Source organism: Pseudomonas sp. Irchel 3A5, assembly GCF_900187575.1.
GTDB lineage: Bacteria > Pseudomonadota > Gammaproteobacteria > Pseudomonadales > Pseudomonadaceae > Aquipseudomonas > Aquipseudomonas folii.
In genome coordinates, this window is the sequence record NZ_FYDU01000006.1 from 271,152 (window position 1) to 284,602 (window position 13,451).

At 58.1% G+C, this 13,451-nt stretch carries 11 protein-coding genes; 5 read left to right on the top strand and 6 right to left on the bottom strand.

The genetic code is table 11. The features are described from left to right. Positions 1 to 282 precede the first annotated feature (282 nt). Positions 283 to 1,359 carry an S-methyl-5-thioribose-1-phosphate isomerase gene (gene mtnA / locus CKW31_RS12165; RefSeq protein WP_095094842.1) on the bottom strand — a complete coding sequence of 359 codons (1,077 nt, stop codon included), beginning with the start codon at positions 1,357 to 1,359 and terminating at the stop codon, positions 283 to 285. Between the two features lie 121 nt (positions 1,360 to 1,480). Here mtnA and CKW31_RS12170 point away from each other — a divergent pair, with 121 nt between their 5' ends. From CKW31_RS12170 to CKW31_RS12190, 5 genes are all read left to right on the top strand, one after another. Further along, positions 1,481 to 2,812, top strand: a complete 1,332-nt coding sequence (locus CKW31_RS12170; protein WP_095094844.1) for a TRZ/ATZ family hydrolase — start codon at positions 1,481 to 1,483, stop codon at positions 2,810 to 2,812. Positions 2,813 to 2,875: 63 nt separating this feature from the next. Continuing rightward, complete coding sequence (gene ubiG / locus CKW31_RS12175) at positions 2,876 to 3,574, top strand: bifunctional 2-polyprenyl-6-hydroxyphenol methylase/3-demethylubiquinol 3-O-methyltransferase UbiG (protein WP_095094846.1); 699 nt, start codon at positions 2,876 to 2,878, stop codon at positions 3,572 to 3,574. 3 nt (positions 3,575 to 3,577) lie between these two features. Continuing rightward, positions 3,578 to 4,249 (top strand): N-acetylmuramic acid 6-phosphate phosphatase MupP, encoded by a 672-nt coding sequence (mupP, locus tag CKW31_RS12180; RefSeq protein ID WP_095094848.1) that lies wholly within the window; start codon positions 3,578 to 3,580, stop codon positions 4,247 to 4,249. Positions 4,250 to 4,463: 214 nt separating this feature from the next. Next, positions 4,464 to 5,204, top strand: a complete 741-nt coding sequence (locus tag CKW31_RS12185) for a YciK family oxidoreductase (RefSeq protein ID WP_095094850.1) — start codon at positions 4,464 to 4,466, stop codon at positions 5,202 to 5,204. Positions 5,205 to 5,412: 208 nt separating this feature from the next. Then, positions 5,413 to 6,345 carry a GGDEF domain-containing protein gene (locus CKW31_RS12190; RefSeq protein WP_095094852.1) on the top strand — a complete coding sequence of 311 codons (933 nt, stop codon included), beginning with the start codon at positions 5,413 to 5,415 and terminating at the stop codon, positions 6,343 to 6,345. A 2-nt stretch (positions 6,346 to 6,347) separates the two neighbouring features. On the opposite strand, the gene CKW31_RS12195 is transcribed toward CKW31_RS12190, so the two are convergent. From CKW31_RS12195 to CKW31_RS12215, 5 genes are all read right to left on the bottom strand, one after another. Beyond that, a complete protein-coding gene (locus CKW31_RS12195) occupies positions 6,348 to 7,100 on the bottom strand; it encodes a TenA family transcriptional regulator (RefSeq protein WP_371856736.1) in 753 nt (250 codons plus the stop codon). Positions 7,101 to 7,165: 65 nt separating this feature from the next. Then, entirely contained in the window at positions 7,166 to 9,631 is a 2,466-nt protein-coding gene (locus tag CKW31_RS12200; protein WP_095094856.1) for an EAL domain-containing protein, read from the bottom strand. A 263-nt stretch (positions 9,632 to 9,894) separates the two neighbouring features. Further along, positions 9,895 to 11,781, bottom strand: a complete 1,887-nt coding sequence (locus tag CKW31_RS12205) for an ABC transporter ATP-binding protein (protein WP_256582584.1) — start codon at positions 11,779 to 11,781, stop codon at positions 9,895 to 9,897. Next, positions 11,711 to 12,313 carry a DsbA family protein gene (locus CKW31_RS12210; RefSeq protein WP_176469872.1) on the bottom strand — a complete coding sequence of 201 codons (603 nt, stop codon included), beginning with the start codon at positions 12,311 to 12,313 and terminating at the stop codon, positions 11,711 to 11,713. The genes CKW31_RS12205 and CKW31_RS12210 overlap by 71 nt, the downstream gene beginning before the upstream one ends. A 36-nt stretch (positions 12,314 to 12,349) precedes the next feature. Next, positions 12,350 to 13,315, bottom strand: a complete 966-nt coding sequence (locus CKW31_RS12215) for a rhodanese-related sulfurtransferase (RefSeq protein WP_095094860.1) — start codon at positions 13,313 to 13,315, stop codon at positions 12,350 to 12,352. Positions 13,316 to 13,451: the final 136 nt, after the last annotated feature.

Sequence of the window (13,451 nt, forward strand, 5' to 3'; positions counted from 1 at the left end):
TGAAACTTCGAACATCCATCCGGGAGGAACGAAGCTCGCCGTTACCGGCACGTTTGCCTGGCAACGACTTACGACAAATCAACGAGTTATGCACTGGATCTGCGCAGTAGGGACGACTACTGCGTGCGCCCCTGGAAACCGCCGGATGTTACCACAATCGCCGCTAAGCACCTATCCTTTGAAAGCCCTGAAAACGAGCTTGTCTGTCGCAAGACCGCTGAGAAGCGCTTACAGGCCCGCTTAGCGCCCTTGCGGCCAAACTTCCGCTCGTCTTCAAAGGGATCAGTGCAAGCGTTTGCGACACATCAATTGAGTCATTTTTGCGGTGTCCGGGCGCTCGACAATGCCCTTTTCAGTGACGATCACGTCAATCAGATCGGCCGGAGTGACGTCGAACACCGGATTGAATGCCTCGACATCCGCCCCCACCCGTTGACCGCCCACTTCCAGCAGCTCACGACCGTCGCGCTCTTCGATGACGATTTCGTCACCGCTGGCCATGTCCATATCAATCGTCGAGCTGGGCGCGACCACCATGAAGCGCACGCCGTGGTGCATGGCGGCGACGGCCAGATGGTAAGTACCGATCTTGTTGGCCACATCGCCATTGGCGGTGATGCGGTCGGCCCCCACGATCACCCAGGTAATGCCTTTGGTGCGCATCAAATGCGCGGCTGCCGAATCGGCATTGAGGGTCACGGGGATACCTTCGTTGGCCAGCTCCCAGGCGGTCAGCCGTGAGCCCTGCAACCATGGACGGGTTTCATCGGCGTAGACACGTTCGATCATCCCTTCCAGATGCGCCGCACGGATAACGCCCAGCGCGGTACCGAAACCACCGGTAGCAAGGGCCCCCGTGTTGCAGTGGGTCAGAACCGCCTGCAGGTTGCCCTGATTCTTGCGGATAAGGTCGGCACCCAGTTGCGCCATGGTCAGGTTGGCTTCGCGATCACTGAGGTGGATGGACACCGCTTCAGCTTCCAGCACGACGAGAGGGTCATCGCCTTTCTTGATACGCTGCAGACGTTCGCGCATCCGGTTCAGCGCCCAGAACAGATTCACGGCCGTGGGGCGCGAGTCTGCCAGCACTTTGAAATCTTCTTCCAGGGCCGCCTTCCAGTCACCACCGGCGGCGATACGGGCGCGAGCACCCAGGACAACGCCATAAGCCGCAGTGATGCCAATAGCCGGAGCGCCACGGACAACCATGGAGCGAATGGCCTCGGCCACCCCCGCCGCGTTTTGATAAGCGAGCCAGGTTTCCTCGAAAGGCAAGATGCGCTGATCCAGCAGATACAGAGCGTCATCCCGCCAATCGATGGCTTTCACCTTCTCAGCAGCCAACAATCGATCGCGCATTGCACACTCCATACTCAAAAAACCCAAACCGGACATCAAAAGCTGCCGATTATAGCGAGCCGTCGGCGAAGACGCTCGGGTATACTGCGCCGTCCCCATAATAAGCCCCGGAAGCCCAGTCATGCCTAACGCCGCTGCCCCGCTCGACCTCCTGCTCCTGCCCGCCTGGCTGGTGCCGGTCGAACCCGCTGGCGTGGTACTCAAGGATCATGGCCTGGGCATTCGCGATGGCTGCATCGTTTACATCGGCCCACGCGCCGAGGCCTTGAAGCAAACCGCTCTGCAAACCCTTGAACTGCCTGAAATGCTGCTCAGCCCGGGACTGATCAACGCCCACGGACATGCGGCCATGACCTTGTTCCGTGGCCTGGCCGACGATCTGCCGCTGATGACCTGGCTGCACGACCATATCTGGCCCGCAGAAAGCAAATGGGTGAATGAGGATTTCATTCGCGACGGCACGGACCTGGCCATTGCCGAGCAGCTCAAAGGCGGCATTACCTGTTTCTCGGACATGTACTTCTACCCCTCAGTGGCAGCGGACCGCGTGCACAACAGTGGAATTCGCGCACAGATCACCGTGCCGATTCTGGATTTTCCGATCCCTGGGGCACGGGATACCGACGAAGCCCTGCACATGGGCGTGCAGCTGTTCAATGACCTGGTCCATCACCCGCGCATTAAAATCGCGTTCGGTCCTCATGCACCGTACACCGTTGGCGATGAGAATCTGGAAAAAATCCGGGTTATTGCCGACGAGCTGGACGCGATGATCCAGATGCATGTTCACGAGACTGCCTTCGAAGTGGAGCAGGCTGTAGACCATTCAGGTGAGCGCCCGCTGGCGCGCCTGAACCGTTTGGGCATGCTCGGTCCGCGCTTTCAAGCCGTGCACATGACGCAGATAAACGATGAAGATCTGGAGTTGCTGGTAGAAAGCAACACCAGCGTGATTCATTGCCCGGAATCGAACCTGAAACTGGCCAGCGGTTTCTGTCCGGTCGAACGACTGTGGCAGGCTGGCGTCAATGTAGCAGTAGGCACTGATGGTGCAGCCAGCAACAACGATCTGGATCTGCTGGGCGAGACCCGCACCGCTGCGCTGCTGGCCAAGGCCGTGGCAGGCTCGGCTGCCGCACTGGATGCTCATCGCGCGTTACGCATGGCTACCCTGAATGGCGCACGGGCGCTGGGTATTCAGAACGAAGTCGGCTCGCTGGAGATCGGCAAGGCTGCCGACATGGTCGCTTTCGACCTGTCCGGGCTGGCCCGGCAACCGATTTATGATCCGGTGTCACAGCTTATATACGCCACTGGCCGCGACTGCGTCAGCCACGTCTGGGTAGCAGGCAAGCAATTGCTCGACGATCGCCGCCTGACCCGTATGGATGAACAGGCGTTGTGCGACACCGCCAAAGCCTGGGGCAAGCGTATTTCCGGGCGCACCGAATAAAGAACGGGCTGGTTGCTCATCAGCCAGCCCGCTGCACGTATTTTGAGTTCAAGAGGACATCCCATGAGCAACGTCGATCACGCAGAAATCGCCAAATTCGAGGCATTGGCCCATCGCTGGTGGGATCGCAACAGCGAATTCAAGCCGTTGCACGACATCAACCCGTTGCGGGTCAACTGGATCGACGAGCGCGTCAATCTGGCGGGCAAGAAGGTTCTGGACGTCGGTTGCGGCGGCGGGATTCTCTCCGAAGCCATGGCACTGCGCGGCGCAACCGTAACCGGTATCGACATGGGTGAAGCGCCACTGGCGGTCGCCCAGTTGCACCAGCTGGAATCGGGCGTGCAGGTTGAATACCGGCAGATCACTGCCGAAGACCTGGCCGAAGAAATGCCCGGGCAGTTCGACGTCGTGACCTGCCTGGAAATGCTTGAGCACGTACCCGACCCATCGTCGGTGATTCGCGCCTGCTACCGCATGGTCAAGCCCGGCGGCCAGGTGTTTTTCTCGACCATCAACCGCAACCCGAAGGCTTTTCTGTTTGCCATCGTCGGCGCGGAATACATCATGGGCCTGCTGCCGCGCGGCACTCACGACTTCAAGAAATTCATCCGCCCTTCCGAGCTGGGTGCCTGGAGCCGTGCCGCTGGCCTTCAGGTCAAGGACATCATCGGTTTGACTTACAACCCGCTGACCAAGCACTACAAACTGGCTTCGGACGTTGACGTCAACTACATGATCCAGACGCTCCGGGAGGCATAAACCATGCGCTTGAGAGCAGTTCTATTCGACATGGACGGTACCCTGCTCGATACCGCTCCGGATTTCATCGCCATTTGCCAGGCCATGCTTGCCGAACGCGGCTTGCCTGCAGTGCCGGACAAGTTGATTCGCGATGAGGTTTCCGGCGGTGCCAAGGCGATGGTTGCTGCGACTTTTGCCATGTCCCCGGACGCCGAAGGATTCGAGGCGCTGCGCCTTGAGTTCCTCGAACGCTACCAGCGTGACTGCGCCGTACACAGCAAGCTGTTCGATGGTATGGCGGAGTTGTTGGCCGATATCGAAAAGGCCAATCTGATCTGGGGGGTTGTCACCAACAAACCCGTACGCTTTGCGCAGCCGATCATGGACCAGTTGGGGCTTTCGCAACGCTCGGCCTTGCTGATCTGCCCGGATCACGTAACGCGCAGCAAACCCGATCCAGAGCCGCTGACCCTGGCCTGCAAGATGCTTGATCTGGACCCGGCGAGCGTGCTGTTTGTCGGCGACGATCTGCGAGACATCGAATCCGGCCGCGACGCGGGCACCAAAACCGCAGCGGTGCGCTATGGCTACATCCACCCTGACGACAACCCTGATCATTGGGGTGCCGACGTGGTAGTGGATCACCCGCTGGAACTGCGCAAGGTGCTGGATAACGCGCTGTGTAGCTGCTGAAGTCACTTCAGAACTGCATGCAAAGCGCTGACCTGTGGGAGACTCCATATGTGTGCGCAAACAGACGTGGGACCGGCTTTAGCCGGGAAGGCGGTATTTCTGACAACTGATTTTCAGTGACTGTACAGGCCTCTTCCCGGCTAAAGCCGGTCCCACGACATCGCGCCCAAAAGAGTCAGCTGTCACTCCGGATCATATTCACCCGAGGTAACCCATGTTCGATTACTCCCCTCGCCCCGACCTGCTCACTGGCCGGGTCATTCTGGTCACGGGTGCTGGACGCGGCATTGGTGCTGCGGCGGCGAAAACCTACGCGGCCCATGGCGCGACCGTCTTGTTGCTGGGTCGCACCGAAGCCAATCTGACTCAGGTGTATGACGAAATCGAAGCCGCGGGTCATGCCAAGCCAGCGGTCATCCCTTTCGATCTGGAAACTGCCCTGCCCCATCAATACGATGAGCTGGCAGCCATGATCGAAAAAGAATTCGGCCACCTCGACGGCTTGTTGCATAACGCCTCGATCATCGGTCCGCGCACGCCTCTGGAGCAGTTGTCCGGGGAGAACTTCATGCGGGTCATGCACATCAACGTCAATGCGATGTTCATGCTGACCAGCACGCTACTGCCGCTGCTCAAGCTGTCCAGGGATGCCTCGGTGGTTTTCACCTCCAGCAGCGTTGGCCGCAAGGGCCGTGCGTATTGGGGCGCTTACGGGGTTTCGAAGTTTGCAACGGAAGGCCTGATGCAAACCCTCGCTGACGAACTCGACACCGTGGCCTCGGTACGCTCCAACAGCATCAACCCGGGCGCCACACGGACCAGCATGCGCGCCCAGGCTTACCCGGCAGAAAACCCGGAGAACAATCCGACTCCGGAAGAGATCATGCCGGTCTATCTGTACCTGATGGGCCCGGACAGCAGCGACGTCAACGGCCAGGCCCTCAACGCTCAGTAATATCGCCCTGCACCCGCCGCGACGGAAAACCGTCGTCGGCGGGTGACTGACGGGTCCCGCAAGTCAAGGTTATGTCACGCAAGACCGCATATCGGCTTCAGCCCCCGCCCAAACCCTTGTATTTAAAGCGTTCTATTTAATTTTCAAGACTGGCACGACTTTCGCTCTGACTCAGCCAATCCAGCAATATGCGCTGAGGAATGACGCCATGATTTCTCCTAATCCACCTAAAGCTATTAATTTCGATGCAGCCAAATTGAAACGATTGGGCATGCATCAAAGACAGGTTCAGAACAACGCCCAGCCGACAGTTGGCTTGACGCAGCTGGTGCAGCAGCTCGGCCAGCAATTGCAAACCAGCCTGGAAGCGGAGCGAATCCTGGGGATGTTCTTTCGGGGTGTTCAACGTCTGGTCCCGCTTGACGGGCTCAACTACGAATACGCTGAAAGTGACCTTTACATGCAGATGGGCGAACGCGCTCCACACAGCGTCAGTTACAACCTGAGCAATGAAGGCGAAGTTCTGGGACTGTTTACCTTCGAGCGTAGCGTGCGCTTCAGCGAGGAGGAGTTTGCGGCGCTGGAATCCCTCATGACCTGCATACTGTTCCCGCTGCGCAACGCGCTGCTCTACCGGGCCGCCATGCAAAGTGCGTTGCGCGACCCGCTGACCGAGACTGGCAACCGTGTCGCCATGGACCAGACTCTGGCCCGCGAAATAGAACTCGCGCGACGCAACGCCCAACCGTTGTCAGTGCTGATGCTGGATATCGATCATTTCAAGCGCGTCAACGACACCTACGGCCACGCCACCGGTGACGATGTGCTCAAATCCATCGCCCAGGCGATCAAAAGCGAGTTGAGAAACGTCGACCAGATATTTCGCTATGGCGGCGAAGAGTTTCTGATCGTGCTGTCCAACACGGGTCGTGATGCGGCAGGTTTGATGGGGGAACGCTTGCGTCGGGCAGCTCAAGCGCTGATGCACCCAGGTCTGGATCAAACTATGGAACTGACAATCAGCCTGGGCGGCTCAACGCTGCTGCCGGCGGAATCCGCCGGCAGCCTCATGCGCCGCGCCGATATCGCTCTATATGTCGCTAAGCGGCAAGGACGTAATCGTCTCGCGATGGCAGGCTGAACTCAGGTTTCCAGCTCGGCCACTCGGGTGCGCGCTGACTTGGCCTTTTCCAACTGCATGCAATGCTCCAGAAAGAGATACATGTAGTCGTAGCTTTTAGTGACGGCCTGCCGCAGTTCAGTCTGCAATTGCACGCTTGGGTTATTGCCCGCCAGCGTGCAGATGATTTCCAGCGCTTCCCAAGGGTGCGAGTCGTCATACTGCGCGTGCATCTTCAACCACTTCATCGCACGCTTGCGCGACTCCTCGGGAAACCCGTCGGCATACACGTCCGAGGAGCACACGACAGCCGCCCACTCCCCAGTGGCCCCTTCAATAGCGTAGTTGGTTGCGGCCATGCCGACCACCAGTGAATCAGACGAACTGGTGTGCCAGCACCAGTGACTCAGCGCATGCAACTCGGGAGAAACATGCTGAGCCTTGAGGTCATCAAGGCTGACACCGTGGGCATCCGCCCAATTCACCCAATAGTCGGCATGATTAAGCTCCACGCGAATATTGCGCATCAACCAGCGGCGCGCCATGTCCTCGCCGGGATGGCGGGCAAAGCGGGTTTTCGCCAGGCTGTTGGCCATGTAGATGGCGAACTGCTCAACCACCGGCCAGCCACCAATCAAATAGTGACGCATGACTTTAGGGCTCAGGCACCCGTCACGCATGCGTTGATAAAGCTCGTGCTCGACGACTCTGGATTTGGCGAAACTGCAATCCTTGATCAACTGCTGTGCCCATGCCGGATAACTGCTGGCTTCCATGAGCGGACCGGTTCTGCTGAAAGTATCGATCACTGTGTAGCTCCTTTTTTCGTGAAGTTGATGGCTTAGCGGAATGTTCCTGGCGTGCTGAACAAAAGCGGGACGGCCCTTGAAGGGCGTGAATGAAGACTTTGGCACGTGAACAACTGAGGACGTTCAATCAGATATCCCTGAGCGAAGTCAACTCCAATCTCACGCAGTGCAATCTCGATCTGGGGCGTTTCGACGAATTCGGCAATGGTGCGTTTGCCCATGACATGGCCGATGTGATTGATCACCTCGACCATTGCGCGATTGATCGGGTTGTCGAGCATGTCTTTGACGAAGCTGCCATCGATCTTCAAGTAATCCACTGGCAGGTGTTTGAGGTAGGCAAACGACGACATCCCGGCGCAGAAGTCGTCGAGGGAGAACTTGCAGCCCAGCGACTTCAAATCGTTGATGAAACGGATCGCACAGCCCAGATTGGCAATCGCGATGGTTTCGGTGATTTCAAAACAAATCAATGACGGCGGGATGTTGTAAGTCCGGAATTGCTGCTTCAGGTAGTCGAGAAAGGCATCATCACCGATGCTCGCCCCGGAGAGATTGATCGCACACACCATCATGGGTCCGTGGTAACGCTCGTCGTCCCTGCACTGGGCGATGATCTCGAAAACATTGCGCACCACCCAGCGGTCCAGCTGGGTCATCAAACCATAACGCTCGGCGGCCGGAATAAAGTTCTCGGGCAAGATCATCCGCCCCGTCTCATCGCGCAGGCGCAGCAGGATTTCGATGTGCCCGCTGTCATCCTGGCCGTGCTGACCGATACTCGCGATCTGCTGGGAGAACAGGCAGAAGCGGTTTTCGTCCAGCGCCATGTGCAAGCGCTGCACCCACGCCATCTCACCAAAACGAATGGACACTTCGGAGTCCTCGGCATGATAGACCTGAACCCGGTTACGACCTTTTTCCTTGGCCATGTAACACGCCATATCCGCCGAACGCAGCAGCGCCTCCAGCGTCGTCGGAAGCTGGGAGATGTGCACCAGACCCACACTGACCGTGCTGACAAACGGCCTGCCCTTCCAGACGAAGTTCAGGCTCTGGACAGTCTGGCGCAGGGACTCCGCGATCGTTTCAGCCGTCTCCGGCGGGCAGTGCTCCAGCAAGATACCGAACTCGTCACCGCCTAACCGTGCAAGCGTATCGCCTTCACGCAAGCCCTGTTGCAGCAGTGTGCAGATATGCCGCAGCAACTCATCACCGGCCGCATGTCCGCTGGTGTCATTGACCAGCTTGAACTGATCCAGATCCAGGTACATCACCGAATGCTGACTGGCTTGCCGCCCCAGTTCATCGAGCGCCTGCTCAAGTCGATATTCAAACTCACGCCTGTTGGCCAGCCCTGTCAGAGCATCGTGGGTCGCCTGCCAGGAAAGATTGGCGATGTACTGCCGCTCCCGCGTCATGTCGTGCAGCACCAGCACGGTGCCGCTGACCTTGCCATCGGTAAAGATCGGCGAACCGACCAATGCCACCGAAACGGTGCTGCCATCCAGACGCTGGATCAGTTTTGAGTGCTCGCTGCCGCCGCTGAGCTGACCACTGAGAATATGCTCGATCAGGGTTGAGCTGTCCTTGCGGTCATTCTCGTCGAGCAGGTTGAACAACGCCGCAAGTGGAAGACCGCTGGCCTGAGCGTTTTTCCAGTGAGTCAGCCCTTCGGCAGCGGGATTCATGTAAACAATTGCGCCCTCGACGTCAGTCGTAATCACGCCATCACCGATGGACTCCAACGTTACCTGCGCACGCTCTTTTTCCACTTGAAGGGCATCTGCAAAGGCATGCCGCTGAGCCAGCAGTTTGTGCGTCCTGAGCAGCGCCAGGATAATCAGCACCACCGCCGTGGCCAGGTTGATGACCAGCAGCCACCGCAGAATCCCTCGAGAGCCTTCGCCCAGCGCGTCACTGAACGCTCTGGCAACCGGCGTGACGCGTTCATTGATGGCGGTGATCTGGCCACGCCACTCGGCAATATCCGCCTCGGTTGCCGCACCCGACGAAATACCCTCATGCATCCGATGAGCAAGCGTGTCCAGCTGCATCAGAAAATCATCGCCGAGCCGCCATTGGTCGACGGCTTTTTTCATGTAGCCAAGTTCACGAAAATTCACATACAGCCAAATGACGCCCGCGGCGTCATCAGGGTGATTACCCCCTTGCAGGAAGCCGTCTGTCGCTTTTTCGATATCCGGGACGGGCTTATCCAGGGCTATGCGTAGCGCATGGCCGCCTTTGGGAATAGAAATCGCCTGCTCATAGCGCTGGAAATTGATCTCATCGTGGCCGTCGGCATAGAGATTCAGGTAGTAAATGGCATCCTTCTGGCCCTTGGACCATAGACTTTCGCCGCCGACATAGCTGCGCACGGCCGAAAGCATATAAAGGCTGACACAGCCCAATAAGGCCTGAAACAGCGCGACAGCGATAAATGGCCATACGATGCCCAACAGGCGGGGCTTTTCGAGGATCCGCTTTTGCTTCATGGGTTCCCTTTCATAAGCGATGCCAGATGCTCAACCAGCTGTCTTCAATTCGTCCTGCCCAGAGCCTAGGTCAAATCTGTGAAACCGTTCAGGGAAATTTCTCGAATCCGAAACACACTACCGCCTCGCGTGTTGGAATCGCGATGCAGAGCACATAAAAGAGGAATCAGAGATTGTTAAGTTAGTGAGAGAACGCTGTTAACGCGCCATTACTTACTACCAAGAAAGACCCTTAATCGAGTCTTGGCAAGTAACCGGGGGAATTAAATGTGCTGCAGGTGACCGTAGAGTTTTGCGTAGAGCCCGCCTTCGGCAATCAATTGCTGGTGATCGCCCTGCTCTGCAATACGCCCGCCGTCGAAAACCAGCACCTTATCGGCCTGCTTCACCGCGGATAAACGGTGAGCAATGATCAATGTGGTACGGCCAGTGAGAAACCGCGACAGCGCCTGATGCAGGCTGTATTCCGTCGCAGCGTCGAGTGCCGAGGTGGCCTCGTCGAGGATCACCACGCAGGGATCGGCCAATACCATACGAGCGATAGCCAGACGCTGACGCTGGCCGCCAGACAATCGCACCCCCGAGCGGCCCACGACACTGTCGAGCCCTTGGGGCAAGCTGCGAATAGTCGATTCGAGCTGGGCAATTTCCAGCGCTCGCCAACACGCTTCGTCGCTACGCTCGCGCCCCATGGTGAGATTGGCGCGCACGGTATCGTTGAACAGCGCCGGATGCTGAAGCACCACCGCGACATTCTCCCGAACGGTTTCCAGACCGATCTCCTGCTGGGTGGCACCACCAAAGCTGATGGTTCCGGACTGTGGCGTGTACAACCCGAGCAGCAGCTGCACCAACGTACTTTTACCGCCGCCACTGGCGCCGACAATAGCGATCTTCTCACCGGGCGCAATCGTCAGGTTTAGTTGATCGAGAATGTTCTCCTCGCCATAACCGAAACTCAAACCACGCACTTCGATGCCCACGGTCTTCTGACCGGCGAACGGATTGACGCCGCCCGGATACTGCGGCTCATCGGCACGAGCGAGGAGTTCGTTGATTCGGGTCAGCGCCCCGCCTGCTGCGTAATAAGCATATTGCAGGTTCAGTAGCTGTTCCACCGGACCGATCATGAACCATAGGTAACTGAACACCGCCAACATGTGACCAATGGACAGGTCTGAAAACAGCACCGTCAGCATGGCAGCTGCGCGGAACACATCGATTCCGAACTGGAACAACAGCCCACTGGCGCGATTGGACGCATCGCTTTTCCATTGTGAAGCGGTGGCGTAATCACGGACTTCCCGGGCACGCACGCCCAGGCGACCGAGGAAATATCCTTGGCGGTTACCGGCGCGGACTTCCTGAATCGAGTCCAGCGTTTCGGTCAGTGCCTGGGTAAACCGCGAGGTGCTGTCGTTTTCCTGTTTTTTCAGGTGTTTGACCCGCTTGCCCAACTGCACCGTGGCGTAGATCACCAGCGGGTTGAACAGCAGAATCAGCAGCGCCAGCTTCCAGTGCATCCACATCAGAATCGACGCGGTGCCTGTCAGCGTCAGCATCGCCACCAGAAAACGGCTCAACGTATCGCCAATGAATTTGTCCAGCGTGTCCAGATCGGTGACGAGGTGCGCAGTGACCGTGCCGCCGCCCAGGCTTTCGTACTCCCCCAAAGAAATGCGCTTGAGGCGCTCGATCAGGCGAATTCGTACGCGGTAGACAATGTCTTTGGACAGCCGGGCGAACAGCTTGGCCTGCACCACGTTGAACACCAGTGCACCAAGGCGCAGACCGAAGGTGAACAGCAGCATCAGGCCAATGTAACCGGCAGGTTTTTGCAGGCTGTCGGGCAGGAAGTTGTTCATGAACTTCAACGCGCCGTCGCCATGCCCCAACAACACTTCATCCACCAACAAGGGCAACAGCAGAGGAATCGGCACGGTACACAGCGTAGCCAGCACCGCTACACCATTGGCGATCCACAGCGCTTTTTTATGCCGTGCAGCCAAACGACGAATTTGCGCCCAACTCAAGCGATTGAACGTCGTACCGGGCTCGTGCTGATCAGTGTTGAGAGGCTCAGGCACTGGCAGCACGCTCAAGCCAGCGACCCAGTAAAGGTGAGAGCTCTTCCAGCGGCTGATAGCCATTGGTCAACAAAGCCAGTTGACCGTTGCGCTCAGCCAGCAAGGTCGGGAAACCCGCAATACCCAAATCCTGGACCCAGGCGAAATCTGCCTGGGTGGCGGCCAACTGTTCAGCGCTGTCGAAGGCTGCGGCGAATTCGATACGCGGCAAGCCAGCCTGCTCGGCGAGTTCGGCCAGCACCGCTGCACGGGTGACGTCACGCCCCTGAACATAAAACGCCTGTTGAATCAGGCCGACCAGTTTCCAGGCAAACTCTGGCTCAAGATGGCGCGCGGCGACGATGGCCCGGCATGCGGGCTCGGTGTCATAGACAAAACCGTCGGGCAACGCATCGTCGAAACGGAACGTCTGCCCGGTGGCTTTCTCAACCGCTTGCCAGTGCTCGAGGATGTAACGCCGGGTGGTCGGATCAAGCGCCGCCCCGCTGCCGGTGCGCAAACCGCCCATCACCAGATGCAACGCCACACCACTCGCCTGCGCCTGCTGAACCAGCGCTTGCGCCACGGGAGCAAAACCCCAGCACCATGAGCACATGGGGTCCATTACATAAAGCAGGCGGGTGGACATGGATCAAACCTCGTCTGGCTGGCGGTCTTCTAAACGATAATTGCGACCGATCGGGTGCGGCTGATTACGCGCTTTGGCCAGTTCGATCTGCTTCTGGCGGTCGATGGCGCTGCGACGGGTTTTCTCACTCAGGCTGTCCCAGCAATACGGGCAACTGATGCCCGCCGAGTAATGCTCACTGGCACGGTCTTCAGCGCTGATCGGCGTACGGCATGCATGACATTGATCGTAGTCGCCTTCGGTCAGGTCATGGCGGACGGTGACACGATTGTCGAACACGAAACACTCGCCACGCCACAGGCTTTCATCCTGCGGGACTTCTTCGAGGTACTTGAGAATGCCGCCCTTGAGGTGATAGACCTCGCCGTAGCCTTCACCCAGCATGTAGCTGGATGCTTTTTCGCAACGGATGCCACCGGTGCAGAACATCGCGACTTTCTTGTGCACTTCAGGGTTGAAGTGTTCTTTGATGTACTCGGGAAACTCGCGGAAACTGGTGGTCTTGGGGTCAATGGCACCCTCGAACGTGCCGATGGACACTTCGTAGTCGTTACGGGTGTCGATGACCAGCACTTCCGGATCGCTGATGATGGCGTTCCAGTCTTTGGGTTCAACGTAGGTGCCGACGGCTTTGTTGGGGTCCACGCCTTCGACGCCCAGGGTCACGATTTCTTTCTTGAGTTTGACCTTGGTGCGATAGAACGGCTGTTCTTCGCAGTACGATTCCTTGTGATCGATGTCGATCATGCGCGGGTCATTCTTGAGCCAGGCCAGCAGGCCGTCGATGCCTTCACGGCTACCGGAGACGGTGCCGTTGATGCCTTCTTCGGCGATCAGCAAGGTGCCTTTGATGCCGTTGTCGACCATTGCTTGCAACAGCGGCTCGCGCAGTTGGACGTAGTCGCTGAGGGTGACGAATTTGTATAGCGCCGCTACGACGATCGGCTGATTCATCGGCTGTTGGGTCATGTGTATCTCCAGGTGGCGACCCTCGCAAAGGGCCTACCGGATAGAAAATAATTCAATAAAAACGCGCAGGGTGTGCAGCGCGGGGCGGATTCTAGCAAAGATGGGGGGATGGGTGGGATGAGAGACCCGCGATAAG

What these genes read in the sequence shown, in the direction of transcription:
- mtnA (WP_095094842.1), bottom strand. Translation starts at nt 1,359, where the DNA reads ATGCGCGATCGATTGTTGGCTGCTGAGAAGGTGAAAGCCATCGATTGG.
- CKW31_RS12170 (WP_095094844.1), top strand. Translation starts at nt 1,481, where the DNA reads ATGCCTAACGCCGCTGCCCCGCTCGACCTCCTGCTCCTGCCCGCCTGG.
- ubiG (WP_095094846.1), top strand. Translation starts at nt 2,876, where the DNA reads ATGAGCAACGTCGATCACGCAGAAATCGCCAAATTCGAGGCATTGGCC.
- mupP (WP_095094848.1), top strand. Translation starts at nt 3,578, where the DNA reads ATGCGCTTGAGAGCAGTTCTATTCGACATGGACGGTACCCTGCTCGAT.
- CKW31_RS12185 (WP_095094850.1), top strand. Translation starts at nt 4,464, where the DNA reads ATGTTCGATTACTCCCCTCGCCCCGACCTGCTCACTGGCCGGGTCATT.
- CKW31_RS12190 (WP_095094852.1), top strand. Translation starts at nt 5,413, where the DNA reads ATGATTTCTCCTAATCCACCTAAAGCTATTAATTTCGATGCAGCCAAA.
- CKW31_RS12195 (WP_371856736.1), bottom strand. Translation starts at nt 7,100, where the DNA reads ATGGAAGCCAGCAGTTATCCGGCATGGGCACAGCAGTTGATCAAGGAT.
- CKW31_RS12200 (WP_095094856.1), bottom strand. Translation starts at nt 9,631, where the DNA reads ATGAAGCAAAAGCGGATCCTCGAAAAGCCCCGCCTGTTGGGCATCGTA.
- CKW31_RS12205 (WP_256582584.1), bottom strand. Translation starts at nt 11,781, where the DNA reads ATGGCTATCAGCCGCTGGAAGAGCTCTCACCTTTACTGGGTCGCTGGC.
- CKW31_RS12210 (WP_176469872.1), bottom strand. Translation starts at nt 12,313, where the DNA reads ATGTGCTCATGGTGCTGGGGTTTTGCTCCCGTGGCGCAAGCGCTGGTT.
- CKW31_RS12215 (WP_095094860.1), bottom strand. Translation starts at nt 13,315, where the DNA reads ATGACCCAACAGCCGATGAATCAGCCGATCGTCGTAGCGGCGCTATAC.